Source organism: Pseudomonas antarctica (genome assembly GCF_900624995.1).
Taxonomy (GTDB): Bacteria; Pseudomonadota; Gammaproteobacteria; order Pseudomonadales; family Pseudomonadaceae; genus Aquipseudomonas; species Aquipseudomonas antarctica.
The window spans coordinates 59,915-77,430 of record NZ_UYXQ01000005.1 but is presented as its reverse complement, the minus strand read 5'-3'; the positions used below and the strand labels follow the sequence as shown (position 1 = coordinate 77,430).

Below are 17,516 nucleotides of genomic sequence, written 5' to 3'. Positions count from 1 at the left end.
CAAGCGCCCTCCCACACGTTGACCGCGTCGCAGATTAAGCGGCGATCGACAGCTTCAGCTTGTTCATCGCGCTTTTCTCAAGCTGACGAATCCGCTCGGCCGACACGTTGTACTTCTGTGCCAGGTCGTGCAGCGTGGCTTTTTCTTCTGCCAGCCAGCGCTGGTAGAGGATGTCACGGCTGCGGTCGTCCAACACTTCCAGCGCTTCGTGCAGGTTGTGGTTGGAGTTGTCGCTCCAGTCGGCGTCTTCCAGTTGACGCGCCGGGTCGTACCGGTGGTCTTCCAGGTAGTTGGCCGGCGATTGGAAAGCGCTGTCGTCGTCCGCTTCTGCGGCCGGGTCGAAGGCCATGTCATGGCCGGTCAGGCGACTTTCCATCTCGCGCACTTCACGTGGCTCCACACCGAGGCTTTCAGCCACACGGTGAACTTCCTCGTTATTCAGCCACGCCAAGCGTTTCTTCTGACTGCGCAGGTTGAAGAACAGCTTGCGCTGGGCCTTAGTGGTCGCGACTTTCACGATGCGCCAGTTGCGCAGAATGAACTCGTGGATTTCCGCCTTGATCCAGTGCACAGCAAACGACACCAAGCGCACGCCCATCTCAGGGTTAAAGCGCTTTACAGCCTTCATCAGGCCGACGTTGCCTTCCTGAATCAGGTCAGCCTGGGCCAGGCCGTAGCCGCTATAGCTACGGGCGATATGTACGACAAAACGCAGGTGGGCGAGCACCATCTGCCGAGCCGCCCCCAAATCCTGCTCATAGTAGAGACTCTCGGCCAGTTCACGCTCCTGCTCCGGCGTCAGCAATGGAATGCTGTTGACCGTGTGCACGTAGGCCTCCAGGTTCGCACCCGGGACCAGAGCATAAGCAGGTTGCAAAGAAGTGGTCATACGAAAAAACCTCCGACTCACATAACTCGTGCAGTTCAGCACTGCGAAAATTGACCGGGAACCGTAGGACAAGTTCCCTAAACCACTGATACGGTCAATACAAACGAAACCACATTAATCTGACATTAACTACTTCGGCGCCAGCTCACGTAAGTGACGAGCGACCGCAATCCACGCACCGATATACCCCAACAATACCGCGCCAAGCAAGAGTGACAGACCATCGGCGACCGGCACGCCAGCCAAGGCGAAATCGCTGCCGTACAAGCCGGCAAGCCCGACCACCGCGTCGTTCAGCCAGTCCAGGCCAAAAGCCAGCACGCCCCAGGACAAAATCCCGGCACCGAAGCCATAAAGCGCGCCCATGTACAGAAAAGGACGACGCACATAGCTGTCTGTGCCGCCGACCAGTTTAATCACTTCTATCTCGGTGCGACGGTTTTCAATATGAAGACGAATGGTATTACCTATCACCAAAAGTAATGCAGACACCAACAACACCGTCAGACCGAACACAAAGCGGTCGCCCAGCTTGAGAATCGCGGCCAGGCGCTCTACCCAGACTAGATCAAGTTGCGCCTGTTGCACCTTCGGCATCTCTGCGAGTTTTTGTCGCAGGGCTTCAAGCGCCGGTTTATCGACTTCGTTCGGCGTCACCAGCACCACGCCCGGCAGCGGGTTCTGCGGCAGCTCTTTAAGCGCCTCGCCCAGGCCGGATTGCTGCTGAAACTCCTCAAGGGCCTGGTCGCGACTGATGTACTCGGCATCCGCTACACCCGGCAGGTTCTTGATGTCATCGCGTAGGCTTTCGCCGTCTTTGGCACTGGCGTCGAGGTTCAGGTACAGGGAAATCTGCGCCGCACGCTGCCAGGAACCGCCCAGACGCTCGACATTATTAAGCAGCAGCGACAAACCCATCGGCAGGCTCAGCGCCACAGCCATCACCAAGCAGGTAAAAAAGCTGCCGATCGGCTGCTTGCCCAGGCGGCGCAGGCTGTCGAGCAGGCTGGCGCGATGGCTTTCGATCCAGGCGCGCAGCAGCGTGCTGAAATCCGGGCCATCGTCTTCGTCGCGTTTTTTCTTCTGCGGTTGCGGGTCGGCGGCTTTTGGCGCCACGCGCTCGGAGACTTTAGGGCTGCGTGTTGCACTCATACGCCAGCCTCCCCGTCGCCGATCAGGCGGCCGCGCTGCAGGGTCAGCATGCGATGGCGCATGCGCGCGATCAGCGCCAGGTCGTGACTGGCGATCAGCACGCTGGTGCCCAAACGGTTGATGTCTTCGAACACGCCCATGATCTCGGCCGCCAGGCGCGGATCGAGGTTACCGGTGGGTTCGTCCGCCAGCAGCAAGGCTGGGCGGTGGACAATGGCGCGGGCGATACCGACGCGTTGTTGCTGCCCGGTCGACAGGTCGCCCGGGTACAGGTCGGTCTTGTCCGACAGCGCCACGCGCTCCAGCGCCGAATCCACACGCTTGACAATCTCGGCCTTGGACAGGCCGAGGATCTGCAACGGCAAGGCAATATTGTTGAACACCGTGCGGTCGAACAGCAACTGATGGTTCTGGAACACCACGCCGATCTGACGGCGCAGGAAAGGAATCTGTGCATTGCTGATGGTGGCCAGATCCTGACCTGCCAGCAGCAACTTGCCGGTGGTCGGGCGCTCCATGGCCAGTAACAATCGCAGCAACGTACTTTTGCCCGCGCCCGAATGACCGGTCACGAACAAGAATTCGCCGCGACGCACTCGAAAGCTCAGCTCATGCAAGCCCACATGCCCGTTGGCGTAGCGTTTACCGACCTGTTCGAATCGAATCATGAACGCTCCCGCTCGGCAAAGAGTGCCTGTACAAAGGGTTCGGCTTCAAAGGTGCGCAAGTCGTCGATGCCTTCACCGACGCCGATGTAACGAATCGGCAACCCAAACTGTTTAGCCAGGGCGAAGATCACGCCGCCTTTGGCTGTGCCGTCGAGCTTAGTCAATGCCAGGCCAGTCAGTTGCACCGTCTGGTTGAATTGTTTGGCCTGGCTGATGGCGTTTTGCCCAGTGCCTGCGTCAAGCACCAGCAAGACCTCGTGCGGCGCCTCGGCGTCGAGCTTGCTGATGACGCGGCGTACCTTTTTCAACTCTTCCATCAAGTTGTCTTTGGTGTGCAGGCGACCGGCGGTATCGGCAATCAATACGTCGATGTTACGGGCCTTGGCAGCTTGCACGGCATCGAAGATGACGGACGCAGAGTCGGCGCCGGTGTGCTGGGCGATGACAGGAATCTTGTTGCGCTCACCCCAGACCTGCAACTGTTCCACGGCAGCGGCGCGGAAGGTGTCACCGGCAGCGAGCATGACTTTCTTGCCTTCCAACTGCAGCTTTTTCGCCAGTTTGCCGATGGTGGTGGTTTTGCCGGCGCCATTGACACCGACCACCAGGATCACAAACGGCTTGTTCGGCGTGATCACCAGCGGCGCTTCTACCGGCTTGAGCATCGCAGCCAGCTCAGCCTGGAGAGACTTGTAGAGGGCGTCGGCGTCAGTCAACTGCTTACGTGCGACCTTCTGGGTCAGGCTCTGGATGATCACCGCAGTAGCTTCAACACCCACGTCGGCCGTCAGCAGACGGGTTTCGATGTCTTCCAGCAGTTCGTCATCGATGACCTTTTTGCCCAGGAACAGGCTGGCCATGCCTTCGCCAATACTGGCGCTGGTCTTGCTCAGGCCCTGCTTGAGGCGCGCGAAGAAGCCCGTTTTGCTGGTTTCGGTGGCAGCGGTGACCGGCTCTTGCTCGACAGACGGCTCGTTAACGGCAGGCGCGGCCACGACCACAGGAACAGGCGTCGGCTCAACCACGACCTGCGCAGGCACGTCGACTACTGGCGGCGCTTCGACCACCACGTCCACCGGCTCAACCACGGATGGAATCGGCGGCGCCACATGCTCGGCCTGCACATCGGCAACCAGTGCCACGGGCTCTTCAGCCACTGGTAGCTCAGGCCACGGCGTGTGCTCGGCCTCAGGTTCCGGCTCAGCTTCAGCCACCGGCTGCAACACCGGCTCGGCCATCGGCAACACCACCGGTGCCGGGATTTCAGCGACCGGCTCGGCTTCTACTATCGGTTCAGGGAGAGGCTCAGATTGAACCTGCGGCTGTTCGACGACGGTTTCCTGCGGCTTTTTGCGCAGCCATCCGAACAGGCCTTTTTTCTCGCCAGCCGCAGCTGGGCTCTTCTTGTCGTCGTTGGAACCAAACATGGAGGACGGCTATCTCAAAGTAGCGATGCGCCAGGGCGCTTCGGTAAATAAATTCGATGCAGAACAGACTGCTTTAACGCTCGCTTGTTCATGCGCAACATTTTGTAAGGCGTAAATAAAGGCCTCAACAAATCGTTTCAATAAAGGACTGAAGCGATAACATCGGCGAAAAATGGAATATCGTCGGGGAAAACCACCCTCTACTCCAATATTTCTACGACTGGATCTGGGACAAGATGGCCGCCGCAGTGGCCGTCCCTAAATCGGATCAGTATCCTAGCACCTCCTCGCCCGCCGACGCTAAGACCACGCGGGCAGCCCAACAGGTTTAAAAACGAATGAATGCTCTAGCCCGCCGCGCTGCAGGCCTGCTGCTCAGCACAGTTTGTCTGCCCCTTTCAGCCTTGGCTGCCGACCCACAACCCACCCATGAATTTACCCTGGATAACGGCCTCAAAGTGGTCGTGCGCGAAGATCATCGCGCGCCGGTGGTGGTTTCCCAGGTCTGGTACAAGGTGGGTTCCAGCTACGAAACCCCGGGCCAGACCGGTTTGTCCCACGCCCTTGAACACATGATGTTCAAAGGCAGCGCCAAGGTCGGCCCCGGCGAAGCCTCGCTGATCCTGCGCGACCTGGGCGCCGAAGAAAATGCCTTCACCAGCGATGACTACACCGCCTACTACCAAGTGCTGGCCCGTGACCGCCTGGGTGTCGCCTTCGAGCTGGAAGCCGACCGCATGGCCAGCCTGCGCCTGCCGGCCGATGAGTTCAGCCGCGAGATCGAGGTCATCAAGGAAGAGCGCCGCTTGCGCACCGACGATAACCCGATGTCCAAGGCCTACGAGCGCTTCAAGGCCATGGCCTACCCGGCCAGCGGTTACCACACGCCGACCATCGGCTGGATGGCCGACCTGGAACGCATGAAAGTCGAAGAGCTGCGCCACTGGTATCAATCCTGGTATGTACCGAACAACGCCACGCTGGTGGTAGTCGGTGACGTGACCCCGGATGAGGTCAAGAACCTGGCTCAGCGTTATTTCGGCCCAATCCCCAAGCGTGATGTGCCACCCGCGAAAATCCCACTGGAGCTCGCCGAGCCCGGCGAACGCCTGCTGACCCTGCACGTGCAGACCCAACTGCCGAGCGTGATCCTGGGCTTCAACGTGCCAGGCCTGGCCACCGCCGAAGACAAACGCTCGGTACAGGCCCTGCGCCTGCTCTCGGCCCTGCTCGATGGCGGCTACAGTGCACGTATTTCGGAGCAACTGGAACGCGGTGAAGAGCTGGTATCCGCCGCCTCCACCAGCTACGACGCCTACACCCGGGGTGACAGCCTGTTCACCCTGACGGCCACGCCGAACCAGCAGAAGAAAAAGACCATTGCCCAAGCCGAAGCCGGCCTGTGGCGCCTGCTGGACGAATTGAAAGCCAAACCGCCGACCACCGAAGAACTGGAGCGCATCCGCGCCCAAGTCATTGCCGGCGTGGTCTACCAGCGTGATTCCATCACCAGCCAGGCCACCGCCATCGGCTCCCTGGAAACCGTCGGGCTGTCCTGGAAACTGATGGACACCGAGTTGGCCGACCTGCAAAGCGTGACCCCGGAAGATATCCAGAAGGCCGCACGGACTTATTTCACCCGCGAGCGTTTGAGCGTCGCCCATGTTTTGCCTGAGGAGACCGCTCATGAGTGATCGCAAAAACAGCCGCCTGATCTTTCCCTGCCTGGTCGTCGTCACATTGATCGCCGCCAGCGCCGTGTACTTCCTGCGCCCAAGCGAATCTGTCGCGAGCCAGGCGTTGGACAAGGCCCAATCGGCCAGCAAACTGCAATCCCTGGCGGAGCTGGACGGCAAGGCGCCGACCAACCGCAAGCTCGACGTGCAAACCTGGACCACCGCCGAAGGCGCCAAGGTGCTGTTCGTCGAAGCCCACGAGTTGCCGATGTTCGACATGCGCATCCTGTTCGCCGCCGGCAGCAGCCAGGACGGCAACACACCCGGCTTGGCACTGCTGACCAACGCCATGCTCAACGAAGGTGTACCGGGTAAGGATGTCAGCCAGATCGCCAGCGGTTTTGAAGGCCTGGGCGCCGACTTCGGCAATGGCGCCTACCGCGACATGGCGCTGGTGTCCCTGCGCAGCCTGAGTGACAGCGACAAGCGCGATGCTGCGCTGGCACTGTTTGATGACGTGATCGGCAAGCCAACCTTCCCGGCCGACTCCCTGGCGCGGATCAAAAATCAAATCCTCGCCGGGTTTGAATACCAGAAACAGAACCCGGCCAAACTCGCCAGCCTTGAGCTGTTCAAGCGCCTGTACGGTGACCACCCTTACGCTCACCCGAGCGAAGGCACGCCTGAAAGCATTCCGAAGATTACCCTCGAGCAGTTGCAGGCCTTCCACGCCAAGGCTTACGCCGCTGGTAATGCGGTGATCGCAGTGGTCGGCGACCTGACTCGCGCTGAGGCCGAGGCCATGACCGCCAAGGTCTCCGCGTCGCTGCCTAAAGGCCCGGCCCTGGCGAAAATCACCCAGCCGACCGAACCGAAAGCCGGCCTGAGCCATATTGAGTTCCCGTCCAAGCAGACGCACCTGCTGTTCGCGCAACTGGGCATCGACCGCGCCGACCCGGACTACGCAGCCTTGTCCTTGGGCAACCAGATCCTCGGCGGCGGCGGCTTCGGCACCCGCTTGATGAGCGAAGTCCGCGAGAAGCGCGGCCTGACGTACGGCGTGTACTCCGGCTTCTCGCCGATGCAGGTACGTGGCCCGTTCATGATCAACCTGCAGACCCGCGCCGAAATGAGCGGCGGTACCCTGCGCCTGGTTGAAGATGTGCTGGCCGACTACCTCAAGACCGGCCCGACGCAAAAGGAGCTGGACGACGCCAAGCGTGAGCTGGCTGGCAGCTTTCCGCTGTCCACCGCGAGCAACGCCGATATCGCGGGGCAGTTGGGCGCCATGGGTTTCTACCACCTGCCGCTGAGCTATCTGGAAGATTTCATGAAACAATCCCAGGCCCTGACCGTAGAGCAGGTCAAGGCTGCCATGAATAAACACTTAAGCGCCGACAAGATGGTCATCGTGACCGCCGGCCCGACGATTGCGCAAAAGCCACTACCGCCCCCCACTGATAAACCTGCCGAGCAGCCGCTCGGGGTTCCGGAGCATTAATGGCCAGTTCATCTCGCCCGAAAAAACCCGTCCACAACGTGCATAACGGTGTGGGCCAACTGCGCATCATTGGCGGTGAATGGGGCAGCCGCAAGCTGAGCTTCCCCGACGTCGTAGGCCTGCGCCCGACGCCGGACCGCGTGCGTGAAACCCTGTTCAACTGGCTCGCGCCATACATTGGCGGGGCCAAAGTGCTGGACCCGTTCGCCGGCAGCGGCGCGCTGTTCCTGGAGGCGCTGTCCCGTGGCGCGGCCCAGGGCCAGGCGCTGGACGCCAGCAATGTGGCGGTGTCCAGCCTCAAGGAACACTTGGGCACGTTGCGCTGCACCACCGGCCAGGTTCAGACCGCCGACGCGCTGCGCTACCTGCAAACCCAGGCGGCGACTGAATACGACGTGGTGTTCCTCGACCCGCCGTTCAATCAGAACCTGTTGCCGACCGTGTGTGCGTTGCTAGAAGAGCAACAGTGGCTGGCTGCGGATGCGTGGATCTACACTGAGAGTGAAACCGCGCCGTCTACGCTCGGTCTTCCGGGCAGCTGGCGCCTGCACCGTGAGCAAAAGTCCGGTCGGGTGTACTACGCGTTGTGGCATCGGTTGCTAGAAAGCGCTGCCTAGTCTTTCAGCCTGGCTTCAATTGTGGCGAGGGAACTTGCTCGCTCGCCACAGTGAGTTCGCTTGCTACCGAGAGTTACATGACCCCTTCCTCTGACCTGTTCAAACCCGCCTTCGGCCTCGGCAACCCCCACCTGCAAACCTTGTGGGGGCCGCTGTGGCGCCCCACCACTCACATCGAACGCCAACGCGAACGCCTGTGGCTGGATGACGGCGATTTTCTCGACCTCGACTGGCACGGCCCGCATGACGCGCGAGCGCCTTTGGTGCTGGTGCTGCACGGGCTGACCGGCTCGTCCAATTCACCTTACGTGGCGGGCCTGCAAAAAGTCCTCGCCGTTCAAGGCTGGGCAAGCGCAGCGTTGAACTGGCGCGGGTGCTCGGGAGAGCCCAACCTCTTGGCGCGCAGCTACCACTCGGGCGCCAGCGAAGACTTGGCGGCAGCGATTGCCCATCTGCGTGCCAAGCGCCCGTTGGCGCCGTTGTATGCCGTGGGCTATTCGCTGGGCGGCAATGTGCTGCTCAAGCACTTGGGGGAAACCGGCGTAAGGTCGGGGCTGCAAGGCGCGGCGGCGGTGTCGGTGCCGTTTCGTCTGGATCAGTGTGCAGATCGCATTGGGCTGGGGTTTTCGCGGGTTTATCAGAAGCACTTCATGCGCGAGATGCTGACGTATATCCGCGTCAAGCAAAGCCGGTTTTTACAGGACGGGCGGTCAGATGGGCTCAAAGCCCTGGAGTCACTGGGTTCTCTTGAGAAGATGCGCACGTTCTGGGACTTCGACGGGCGGGTGACCGCGCCGCTGCACGGTTTCCTCAGCGCCGAGGACTATTACCGTCGTGCATCGAGCCGCTATTACCTGGGCGATATTCGTACGCCGACGCTGGTTATCCAGGCGGCCGATGACCCGTTCGTGTTCGCCCACAGCCTGCCCGAAGCCAGTGAACTGTCGGAATGCACCGAGTTCGAGTTGCTGGCCAAGGGTGGACATGTGGGGTTTGTCGAGGGTTCGCTGAAGCGCCCCAGCTACTACCTGGAACGCCGGATCCCCCAATGGCTGCTGGCACGCCAAGGTTAACAATTGGATTTACACACCCGGTCATTCAGTCGCCGGTTGCAACTTCCCGCGCAGGATCAGTAATCCATTCGCTCCACGAGCCCGCATATAACTTGCCCAATGGGTAACCCGCCAGGCTCAGGGCAAACAAGTTGTGGCACGCCGTCACGCCCGAACCGCAATACGCCACCAGTTCATCCGGCGAGCGGCCCTGCAACTGCGCGGCGAAACGCTGCTTGAGCTGCTCCGCCGGCAGGAAGCGACCGTCACTGCCCAGGTTTTCGTTGAACGCCGCACATTGCGCGCCCGGAATATGCCCGGCGATGGGATCGATGGGCTCCACGTCGCCACGAAAACGTGCTTGGGCGCGGGCATCAATCAAGGTCAAGCCCGGTTCGCCCAGGCGCTTTTGCAGGTGTTCTGCGTCCAACAGGAGATGGTTGTCGGGCGTGCCGGCAAACGTTCCCGGCTCAACCACCGGCGCATCCAGGCTCAGCGGGAAGCCCGCCGCGTGCCAGGCCTTCAGGCCACCGTCCAGAATAAATACGCCTTCACGCTTGCCCAGCCAGGCCAGCAACCACCAGCCGCGGGCGGCATAGGCGCCGGGGCCGTCGTCATACAGCACGATGTCGGAGTCGGCATTGATGCCCCACGCCCGCAGTTGCGCAACCAAGGCGTCCGGTGCCGGCAATGGGTGCCGCCCGCTCACGCCTTTGGTCACCGGCCCGCTGAGGTGGCGCTCCAGGTCAGCATATTGCGCCCCCTCAATGTGCCCTTCAACGTAGCTGCAAAGCCCGTAGTCCGGGTCTTCCAGGGCAAAGCGGCAATCCAGAATAACTAAGCCGTCGGGCTTCTGGCGCTCGGCGAGTTGCTGGGGGCTGATCAGTTGGGCAAGCGGCATGACGGACTCCTGTGAGCAAATTCGGGAAAGGTCCTACTTCACTTCTTCCAGTGCCTGGTTCAACGGCACATAAAACTCTTTGAACAAAGCATCTACCGCCTCTTTCGCCTGGGGCGTGACAAACCCCGCCTCCAACACCAGCACCTGATACACCCCACGCTTGATCGCCTCAGCGCTCAAATGGGCGGAATTTTCATTGGTGGTGCACAGGAAACGCACCCACGAGGTGAGGATGATCCAGGCATTGAGCGTGAGGGCTTCGGTTTGCACCGGGTCCATAGACAGGATGCCAGCGTCAACAAACCCCTGATAGATGGCGTTTCCCTGGATCAGGCAGCGCTGGGAAAAACGCCGGTAGCCGGTGGCAAGTTCCGGGTCGCTTTCCAGCAGGTGTTCGAGGTCGCGGTGCAGGAACCGGTAGCGCCACATGCCGGCCAGTACGGCCTGCAGGTAGAAGCGCTTGTCTTCGACGGTGACGGCGCGGCCTTGGGGTGGGCGCAGAAAACTGTCTACCAGGGCTTCATATTCACGAAACAGCACGGCGATGATCGCCTGCTTGTTGGGGAAGTGGTAGTACAGGTTGCCCGGGGAAATTTCCATATGGGCGGCAATATGGTTGGTACTGACGCTGCGCTCGCCCTGCTGGTTAAAAAGCTCCAGGCTGGTTTGCACAATGCGCTCGCTGGTCTTTACTCGTGGTGCCATAGGGGATCAGCTTCTAAACACGTGATGGCGCATCTTACGGCCTATCCTTGCTTGGATAAAACCGCCTGCTGCTGCAATGACATTTGACAATTTAGAGCAATAACTCTAAAAATCCAGGTAGACCTATAACAATTGGGAACCTGCGCCATGTCAGCCACCATTGCCTACCTGCAAGATTCCCAGGCGCTGGATCAACTCCACGACCTGTTCGACGCCCAACGCCGCGCCTATGCCGCCAACCCGATGCCGCAGGCGGCGCAGCGCCAGCAATGGCTCAAGGCCTTGCGTGACGTGCTCAGCGACGAACGTCACGCGTTGATCAACGCGATCAGCCAGGACTTCAGCCACCGCAGTGCAGACGAGACCTTGTTCGCCGAACTGATGCCGAGCCTGCATGGCATTCACTACGCCAGCAAACACCTTAAAGGCTGGATGAAACCTTCCCGTCGCGCCGTAGGCATTGCCTTCCAACCGGCATCGGCCAAAGTCATCTATCAACCTCTGGGCGTGGTCGGGGTGATCGTGCCGTGGAACTACCCGCTGTATTTGGCCATTGGCCCACTGGTCGGCGCTTTGGCGGCCGGTAATCGGGTGATGCTCAAGCTCAGCGAGTCCACGCCCGCCACGGGTCAATTGCTCAAGGCGCTGTTGGCGAAAATCTTCCCCGAAGACCTGGTGTGTGTGGTGCTAGGAGAAGCTGAAGTAGGCATGGCGTTTTCCAAATTACGCTTTGATCACCTGCTGTTCACCGGCGCCACCAGTATCGGCAAGCACGTGATGCGCGCCGCCGCCGAGCACCTCACGCCGGTCACACTGGAACTGGGCGGCAAATCGCCAGCCATCGTTTCCGCCGACGTGCCGCTCAAGGACGCCGCCGAGCGCATCGCGTTCGGTAAATGCCTGAATGCCGGGCAAACCTGCGTGGCACCGGACTACGTGCTGGTGCCGGAAGACCGCGTTGAGGGGTTCGTCGAGGCTTACAGCAAGGCGGTTCACGGGTTTTATCCGACCCTGGCCGACAACCCGGATTACACAGCAATCATTAACGAGCGGCAGCAGGCCCGGCTGAATGCCTACGTCAAGGACGCCACCGACAAAGGCGCCACCCTGATTGCGCTGTACGACCAAGGCCAGGCACGGCGCATGGCCCATAGCCTGTTGCTGAATGTCAGCGATGAAATGACCGTGATGCAGGACGAAATCTTCGGCCCGGTGCTGCCGATCGTGCCGTATCGCGGCATCGACCAGGCATTTACCTACATCAACCAACGCCCTCGCCCATTGGCCCTGTACTACTTCGGCTACAACAAGGGCGAGCAGAACCGCGTACTCCACGAAACCCACTCAGGCGGCGTTTGCCTGAACGATACCTTGCTGCACGTGGCCCAGGACGACATGCCCTTCGGCGGTATCGGCCCGTCGGGCATGGGCCATTACCACGGCCACGAAGGGTTCCTCACGTTCAGCAAGGCCAAGGGGGTGCTGGTGAAGCAGCGCTTGAACGCCGCGAAGTTGATCTACCCGCCCTACGGCAAGTCGATCCAGAAGTTGATTCAAAAGCTGTTCGTTCGCTGATTCCGCCACCTTCGGGATAACAATAACAATGAACCCTAGCCTGACTGAAACACCTGCGCTGTCGCGGCGCGGCGTCCTGAAAATCGGCCTATGCGCCAGTGCTTTCCTGGCAACCGCAGGGCTGGGCGCCAGCCTCAGCGGCTGCTCCAGCAGCACCCCGGCCAGCGGCTTTGCCATGCTGCGCAGCAGTGACTTGCCGTTCTTGCGCGCGGTGATCCCGGTACTGCTCGAAGGCGCGGCCAGCGCCCAGGATGTAGTCGCCGGAATTGAAGACACCCTGAAAAAGCTCGACTACAGCCTGCAGCATCTATCGCCAGAGATGTTCAAGCTTACCCAGCAACTGTTCGACGTATTGAGCATGGGCATCACCCGCGGCCCACTGACCGGTATTTGGGGCAGTTGGGAACACGCCAGTGGCGAGCAGATCCGCAACTTCCTGCACCGCTGGGAAAACAGCTACTTGAACCTGCTGCGTATGGGCCAGGGCTCGCTGCTCAAGCTGGTAATCATGGCCTGGTACTTCCGCCCGCAGTCCTGGGCACATTGCGGCTACCCCGGGCCGCCGAAGATCTGACTTTGATAACCCATTCGAAACTGTGGGAGCGGGCTTGCTCGCGCCCACATTGACCGCAACTTCGTAGCGTTTAACTCATAAAAACAAGAGTGCACTTCTATGCCCGTACCCGATCTGTTCCGCGACGGCCTGGCCCGCGGCTGGAAAACCCACAATGGCGCTGCCCTAGACGGCGATCTGACCCTGGAAGCCGATGTGGCAATTATCGGCAGCGGTGCCGGTGGCGGTACCACGGCCGAGGTCCTCAGCGCCGCCGGCTACAAGGTGCTGCTGATCGAAGAAGGCCCGCTCAAGACCAGCAGCGACTTCAAGCTGCTCGAAGACGAGGCTTATGCCAGCCTGTACCAGGAAGGTATCGGCCGCATGAGCAAGGACGGCGCGATCACCATTCTGCAGGGCCGGGCGGTGGGCGGCACCACGTTAATCAACTGGACGTCGAGCTTTCGCACGCCCGATGCCACTCTTTCCCACTGGGCCAGTGAGTACGCGGTAAAAGGCCACAGCAGCGCCGAGATGGCGCCGTGGTTCGAGACGATGGAACAGCGCCTGGGCATCGCCCCGTGGGCTATCCCACCGAATGCCAACAATGATGTGATCCGCAAAGGCTGTGAAAAGCTCGGTTACAGCTGGCACGTGATCCCACGCAACGTGCGCGGCTGCTTCAATCTCGGCTATTGCGGCATGGGTTGCCCGGTCAACGCCAAGCAGTCGATGCTGGTGACCACCATTCCGTCCACGCTGGAGAAGGGCGGCGAACTGCTGTATCTCGCCCGCGCAGAACGACTCAAATACAGCGGCGACACCATCAGCAGCCTGGAATGCGTGGCGATGGACGAACGCTGCGTGGCGCCCACCGGGCGCAAGATTACGGTCAAGGCCAAGCATTACGTGCTCGCGGGCGGTGGCATCAACAGCCCAGCACTGCTGATGCGCTCGGACGCGCCCGACCCGCATTCGCGCGTGGGCAAGCGAACGTTCCTGCACTTGGTGAACTTCTCCGCCGGCGTGTTCGATGACGTGATCAACCCGTTCTACGGCGCGCCGCAGTCGATTTACTCCGATCACTTCCAATGGCTGGACGGCACCACCGGCAAAATGTCCTACAAGCTGGAGGCACCGCCGTTACACCCGGGATTGGCCAGCACCCTGTTCGGCGGCTACGGCACGGGGAACGCGCTCGACATGAGCCAATTGCCCCACACCCACGCCATGCTCGCGCTGCTGCGCGACGGTTTCCACCCCGACAGCCCTGGCGGCACAGTGGAATTACGCGGGGACGGCACGCCGGTGCTCGACTACCAGGTTTCGCCCTACGCGTGGGACGGCCTGCGCCGTGCCTTCCACAGCATGGCCGAGATTCAGTTCGCGGCGGGCGCCAAGTCAGTCAAGCCGCTGCATCACGATGCCCGTTACGTGAACACCCTGGCCGAGGCGCGCAGCCTGATCGACGGTCTGAGCCTGGAATTGCATCGAACCACACTGGGCAGCGCCCACGTGATGGGCGGTTGCGCCATGGGCGAAGATCCAAAAAACGCAGTGGCCGACAGCCTCGGCCGCCATCACCAGTTGCGCAACCTGTCGATCCACGACGGCTCGTTATTCCCCACCAGTATTGGGGCTAACCCGCAATTGTCAGTGTACGGATTAACCGCACAACTGGCGACGGCATTAGCCGAACGTCTGAAAACAGCGTGAAAAAACACGGTATTCGCCATGTCTATACTGCTTTCTTCTGCATAAGTTGACTTGGCCGACCGGGATGGCTGCGATACCATCCGGTTCCCCAACGGACTCCGCCAGGACGACGCGATGAACCGAGTGTTGTACCCAGGAACCTTCGACCCGATTACCAAAGGCCATGGCGATCTGGTCGAACGCGCCTCTCGCCTGTTCGACCATGTGATCATCGCAGTCGCTGCCAGCCCCAAGAAAAACCCGCTGTTTCCCCTGGAACAGCGCGTGGAACTGGCGCGTGAGGTCACCAAGCACCTGCCCAACGTAGAAGTGGTGGGTTTCTCGACCTTGCTGGCGCACTTCGCCAAAGAGCAGAACGCCAATGTGTTCCTGCGTGGCCTGCGCGCGGTGTCGGACTTCGAGTATGAATTCCAGCTGGCCAACATGAACCGTCAACTGGCGCCGGACGTGGAGAGCCTGTTCCTCACGCCGTCCGAGCGTTACTCGTTCATTTCCTCGACGTTGGTGCGTGAGATCGCCGCTCTGGGCGGAGATATCACCAAGTTCGTGCACCCGGCCGTGGCGGACGCGCTGACGTTGCGCTTCAAGAAATAATTTCTGATAAACGGGCTTGCCTGTGCTGAGCCTGGCTTGCCTGTGGCGAGCGGGCACGCCACAACAAGCTCCGCGCTCGCCACAGCTCGCACTGCGGGCGCCAATGCGGCACAATTGCGCGCATTCGTTTTCAGATGCCCTGGCTGACAGCCCTGGCAGGAGTTTCCATGTCCCTGATCATCACCGACGATTGCATCAACTGCGACGTCTGCGAACCCGAGTGCCCGAACGCTGCGATTTCCCAGGGTGAAGAGATCTACGTGATCGACCCCAACCTGTGCACCCAGTGCGTCGGCCACTACGACGAGCCTCAGTGCCAGCAAGTGTGCCCGGTGGATTGCATTCCGCTGGACGAGGCACACCCTGAGACTGAAGAGCAGTTGATGGAGAAGTACCGGAAAATTACCGGTAAGGCCTAAGGTTCTTTAGTGCCTGCAAGGGCCTCTTCGCGAGCAAGCCCGCGCCCACAGTTGACCGAGCTCCACCATACGAATGCGGTCGAATGTGTGAGCGGGCTTGCTGGCGAAGACGGCATCGGCCATCACATAGCAGTCAGCTCTGACATTTAGGGCAAAACACACTCGCCCGCTGCCCCAGCACCACATTGCGCAACTCCGTCCCGCAGACCTTGCACGCCTCGCCTCCCCGGCCGTAGACGAACAGCTCCTGTTGGAAATACCCCGGTTGCCCGTCGCCACCGATAAAGTCCCGCAATGTGGTGCCGCCACGTTCAATGGCGGCCGCCAGCACGCGTTTGATCTCGATCGCCAGCTTCAGGTAACGCCCGCGTGAAATGCCGCCGGCGGCCCGACGTGGATCAATCCCGGCCGCAAACAGCGCTTCCGTCGCATAGATATTGCCCACGCCCACCACCACCGCGTTGTCCATGATGAACGGCTTCACCGCCATCGACTTGCCGCGGGACCGTTGGAACAGGCGCTCGCCATCAAACAGGTCGGTCAACGGCTCCGGGCCCAGGCGAATCAGCAGTTCGTGGTTGTGCGGGTCCTGGCTCCAGAGCATCGCGCCGAAACGGCGTGGGTCGGTGTAGCGCAGGGCCATGCCCGATTCCAACTCGATATCCACATGCTCATGCTTGGCCGCCGGCATGCCGACTTCCACCAGACGCAAGTTGCCCGACATGCCCAAGTGGCTGATCAAAGTGCCCACTTCAGCATTGATCAACAGGTACTTGGCCCGCCGTTCCACCCGCACGATGCGTTGCCCGGACAGGCGCACATCCAGATCCTCCGGGATCGGCCAGCGCAGGCGCCGTTCACGCACCACCACGCGGCTGACACGCTGGCCTTCCAGGTGTGGCGCAATTCCGCGCCGGGTGGTTTCGACTTCTGGTAACTCGGGCATGTGTACCTCGTGAAGAAAGGGTCAGTGCGCGCCCAGCTCGCGAATCGACAACTTCATGCTTTCAAAGTCGTAATCCGAGAGGCCCACGTAATCCAGCACCAGATGGCCGATAGCATTCCACTCGTGGTCGACGGTCTGGTTACCCAGCACGCGACAGGAGGAGCAGATGTGCTCAGCCATTTTCAGGATCGCCAACAGGTTTTTCAGTTGCGGATTGCGCGACGTCTCATCGCTGAAAACCGCCAGGGCGTTGTGGTGGTTGGCGATGGCGTCGGTCACATGCTCCGGCAGGCGCCAGGACTTGGCCGTGTAATAGCCGACCACTGCGTGGTTAGTATTGAACGCGAGGTTCTCGGTGTCGACCACGCGGCAGTCGGGGCCGGCGTTGGCGTAGGCCTCTTCCAGCACCGTCATGTAATTGGGGAAGCGCTTGAGCATCAACGGCACGCCGCAATCGTGGAACAGGCCCAAGGCATAAGCCTCGTCGACGGCTTGCGAGCCGGTGCGCTTGGCCAGGGTCAGGCAGGTCATGGCCACATCCTGGGCCGTGTCCCAGAAGCGGTTGAGGGTGACGATGGTGTCGTCGCTCATTTCACCCTTGATCGACTGCGCATTGATCAAGTTGATGACCGAACGGCTGCCCAGCAGGTTCACCGCGCGCTGGATCGAGGCGATCTTGTTGCTGAGGCCGTAATACGGCGAGTTGACGATTTTCAGCAAGGCGCCGGACAGGCCTGGGTCCTGGGAGATCAACCGCGCGATCACTTCCAGGTCCGGGTCGGGCATGTACTGCTCCATCTGCAAATCCACCATGATTTGCGGTTGAGGCGGCACGCTGATGCCTTGCAGGGCCTGTTGGATCTGTTCGGCGGAAAGCTCTTGGGACATAAGTACACACTCTGGGCTAGGCGGGGATTCTAACCCTTATGAAGACTTGACCGACACCCAAATGCCGAACTGGAACCGGACTAAATGTGGGAGCGGGCTTGCTCGCGAAAGCGGTGGATCAGCCAATCTATTCGGTGACTGACACCGCGCTTTCGCGAGCAAGCCCGCTCCCACATGTCCGGCGGCGCCGCGAATTCCTGCACAACACGGTATACTCCCGCTCTTTTTTCCGGAGCG

Annotated in this window: 17 protein-coding genes; 9 read left to right on the top strand and 8 right to left on the bottom strand. The window is 60.8% G+C overall.

Features of this window, described 5'->3' with window-relative positions; translation table 11 throughout:
• Positions 1-34: 34 nt before the first annotated feature.
• The 4 genes from rpoH to ftsY form a co-directional block, all read right to left on the bottom strand.
• Positions 35-889, bottom strand: a complete 855-nt coding sequence (rpoH, locus tag E0F99_RS05420) for an RNA polymerase sigma factor RpoH (RefSeq protein ID WP_003176698.1) — start codon at positions 887-889, stop codon at positions 35-37.
• A gap of 129 nt (positions 890-1,018) precedes the next feature.
• On the bottom strand, positions 1,019-2,041 hold the full coding sequence (gene ftsX, locus E0F99_RS05415; RefSeq protein WP_083356291.1) for a permease-like cell division protein FtsX: 1,023 nt from the start codon (positions 2,039-2,041) through the stop codon (positions 1,019-1,021).
• Positions 2,038-2,709, bottom strand: coding sequence for a cell division ATP-binding protein FtsE (gene ftsE, locus E0F99_RS05410; protein ID WP_003213784.1), 672 nt, complete (start codon positions 2,707-2,709; stop codon positions 2,038-2,040). The genes ftsX and ftsE overlap by 4 nt, the downstream gene beginning before the upstream one ends.
• Positions 2,706-4,136, bottom strand: a complete 1,431-nt coding sequence (gene ftsY / locus E0F99_RS05405) for a signal recognition particle-docking protein FtsY (RefSeq protein ID WP_083356290.1) — start codon at positions 4,134-4,136, stop codon at positions 2,706-2,708. Before ftsY ends, ftsE begins: the two co-directional genes overlap by 4 nt.
• Before the next feature lie 338 nt (positions 4,137-4,474).
• Here ftsY and E0F99_RS05400 point away from each other — a divergent pair, with 338 nt between their 5' ends.
• From E0F99_RS05400 to E0F99_RS05385, 4 genes are all read left to right on the top strand, one after another.
• Complete coding sequence (locus E0F99_RS05400; RefSeq protein ID WP_083356289.1) at positions 4,475-5,830, top strand: M16 family metallopeptidase; 1,356 nt, start codon at positions 4,475-4,477, stop codon at positions 5,828-5,830.
• Positions 5,823-7,313 carry a M16 family metallopeptidase gene (locus E0F99_RS05395; protein WP_083356288.1) on the top strand — a complete coding sequence of 497 codons (1,491 nt, stop codon included), beginning with the start codon at positions 5,823-5,825 and terminating at the stop codon, positions 7,311-7,313. The genes E0F99_RS05400 and E0F99_RS05395 overlap by 8 nt, the downstream gene beginning before the upstream one ends.
• Positions 7,313-7,930 carry a 16S rRNA (guanine(966)-N(2))-methyltransferase RsmD gene (rsmD, locus tag E0F99_RS05390; RefSeq protein ID WP_083356287.1) on the top strand — a complete coding sequence of 206 codons (618 nt, stop codon included), beginning with the start codon at positions 7,313-7,315 and terminating at the stop codon, positions 7,928-7,930. Before E0F99_RS05395 ends, rsmD begins: the two co-directional genes overlap by 1 nt.
• Before the next feature lie 77 nt (positions 7,931-8,007).
• The gene (locus E0F99_RS05385; protein WP_083356286.1) at positions 8,008-9,003 is read left to right on the top strand and encodes a hydrolase; all 996 of its coding nucleotides are present in this window, start codon (positions 8,008-8,010) and stop codon (positions 9,001-9,003) included.
• Between the two features lie 25 nt (positions 9,004-9,028).
• Here the strand turns inward: E0F99_RS05385 and E0F99_RS05380 are convergent, their stop codons facing one another.
• Positions 9,029-9,883 (bottom strand): sulfurtransferase, encoded by an 855-nt coding sequence (locus E0F99_RS05380; protein WP_083356285.1) that lies wholly within the window; start codon positions 9,881-9,883, stop codon positions 9,029-9,031.
• 33 nt (positions 9,884-9,916) lie between these two features.
• Entirely contained in the window at positions 9,917-10,588 is a 672-nt protein-coding gene (locus tag E0F99_RS05375; protein WP_083356284.1) for a TetR/AcrR family transcriptional regulator, read from the bottom strand.
• A gap of 147 nt (positions 10,589-10,735) precedes the next feature.
• Here E0F99_RS05375 and E0F99_RS05370 point away from each other — a divergent pair, with 147 nt between their 5' ends.
• From E0F99_RS05370 to E0F99_RS05350, 5 genes are all read left to right on the top strand, one after another.
• Positions 10,736-12,163: a coniferyl aldehyde dehydrogenase gene (locus E0F99_RS05370; protein ID WP_083356283.1), complete on the top strand. Its 1,428-nt coding sequence runs from the start codon at positions 10,736-10,738 to the stop codon at positions 12,161-12,163.
• 28 nt (positions 12,164-12,191) lie between these two features.
• A complete protein-coding gene (locus tag E0F99_RS05365) occupies positions 12,192-12,737 on the top strand; it encodes a twin-arginine translocation pathway signal protein (RefSeq protein ID WP_083356282.1) in 546 nt (181 codons plus the stop codon).
• Positions 12,738-12,836: 99 nt separating this feature from the next.
• Positions 12,837-14,432 carry a GMC family oxidoreductase gene (locus E0F99_RS05360; RefSeq protein ID WP_083356281.1) on the top strand — a complete coding sequence of 532 codons (1,596 nt, stop codon included), beginning with the start codon at positions 12,837-12,839 and terminating at the stop codon, positions 14,430-14,432.
• 114 nt (positions 14,433-14,546) lie between these two features.
• Complete coding sequence (gene coaD, locus E0F99_RS05355; RefSeq protein WP_003176711.1) at positions 14,547-15,026, top strand: pantetheine-phosphate adenylyltransferase; 480 nt, start codon at positions 14,547-14,549, stop codon at positions 15,024-15,026.
• Positions 15,027-15,193: 167 nt separating this feature from the next.
• Positions 15,194-15,445 (top strand): YfhL family 4Fe-4S dicluster ferredoxin, encoded by a 252-nt coding sequence (locus E0F99_RS05350; RefSeq protein WP_003195146.1) that lies wholly within the window; start codon positions 15,194-15,196, stop codon positions 15,443-15,445.
• 133 nt (positions 15,446-15,578) lie between these two features.
• On the opposite strand, the gene mutM is transcribed toward E0F99_RS05350, so the two are convergent.
• Complete coding sequence (gene mutM, locus E0F99_RS05345; RefSeq protein ID WP_083356280.1) at positions 15,579-16,391, bottom strand: bifunctional DNA-formamidopyrimidine glycosylase/DNA-(apurinic or apyrimidinic site) lyase; 813 nt, start codon at positions 16,389-16,391, stop codon at positions 15,579-15,581.
• A 21-nt stretch (positions 16,392-16,412) separates the two neighbouring features.
• A complete protein-coding gene (locus E0F99_RS05340; RefSeq protein ID WP_173667138.1) occupies positions 16,413-17,225 on the bottom strand; it encodes an HDOD domain-containing protein in 813 nt (270 codons plus the stop codon).
• Positions 17,226-17,516: the final 291 nt, after the last annotated feature.

Coding starts and splice junctions, on each gene's coding strand:
- rpoH (WP_003176698.1), bottom strand. CDS start 889: ATGACCACTTCTTTGCAACCTGCTTATGCTCTGGTCCCGGGTGCGAAC.
- ftsX (WP_083356291.1), bottom strand. CDS start 2,041: ATGAGTGCAACACGCAGCCCTAAAGTCTCCGAGCGCGTGGCGCCAAAA.
- ftsE (WP_003213784.1), bottom strand. CDS start 2,709: ATGATTCGATTCGAACAGGTCGGTAAACGCTACGCCAACGGGCATGTG.
- ftsY (WP_083356290.1), bottom strand. CDS start 4,136: ATGTTTGGTTCCAACGACGACAAGAAGAGCCCAGCTGCGGCTGGCGAG.
- E0F99_RS05400 (WP_083356289.1), top strand. CDS start 4,475: ATGAATGCTCTAGCCCGCCGCGCTGCAGGCCTGCTGCTCAGCACAGTT.
- E0F99_RS05395 (WP_083356288.1), top strand. CDS start 5,823: ATGAGTGATCGCAAAAACAGCCGCCTGATCTTTCCCTGCCTGGTCGTC.
- rsmD (WP_083356287.1), top strand. CDS start 7,313: ATGGCCAGTTCATCTCGCCCGAAAAAACCCGTCCACAACGTGCATAAC.
- E0F99_RS05385 (WP_083356286.1), top strand. CDS start 8,008: ATGACCCCTTCCTCTGACCTGTTCAAACCCGCCTTCGGCCTCGGCAAC.
- E0F99_RS05380 (WP_083356285.1), bottom strand. CDS start 9,883: ATGCCGCTTGCCCAACTGATCAGCCCCCAGCAACTCGCCGAGCGCCAG.
- E0F99_RS05375 (WP_083356284.1), bottom strand. CDS start 10,588: ATGGCACCACGAGTAAAGACCAGCGAGCGCATTGTGCAAACCAGCCTG.
- E0F99_RS05370 (WP_083356283.1), top strand. CDS start 10,736: ATGTCAGCCACCATTGCCTACCTGCAAGATTCCCAGGCGCTGGATCAA.
- E0F99_RS05365 (WP_083356282.1), top strand. CDS start 12,192: ATGAACCCTAGCCTGACTGAAACACCTGCGCTGTCGCGGCGCGGCGTC.
- E0F99_RS05360 (WP_083356281.1), top strand. CDS start 12,837: ATGCCCGTACCCGATCTGTTCCGCGACGGCCTGGCCCGCGGCTGGAAA.
- coaD (WP_003176711.1), top strand. CDS start 14,547: ATGAACCGAGTGTTGTACCCAGGAACCTTCGACCCGATTACCAAAGGC.
- E0F99_RS05350 (WP_003195146.1), top strand. CDS start 15,194: ATGTCCCTGATCATCACCGACGATTGCATCAACTGCGACGTCTGCGAA.
- mutM (WP_083356280.1), bottom strand. CDS start 16,391: ATGCCCGAGTTACCAGAAGTCGAAACCACCCGGCGCGGAATTGCGCCA.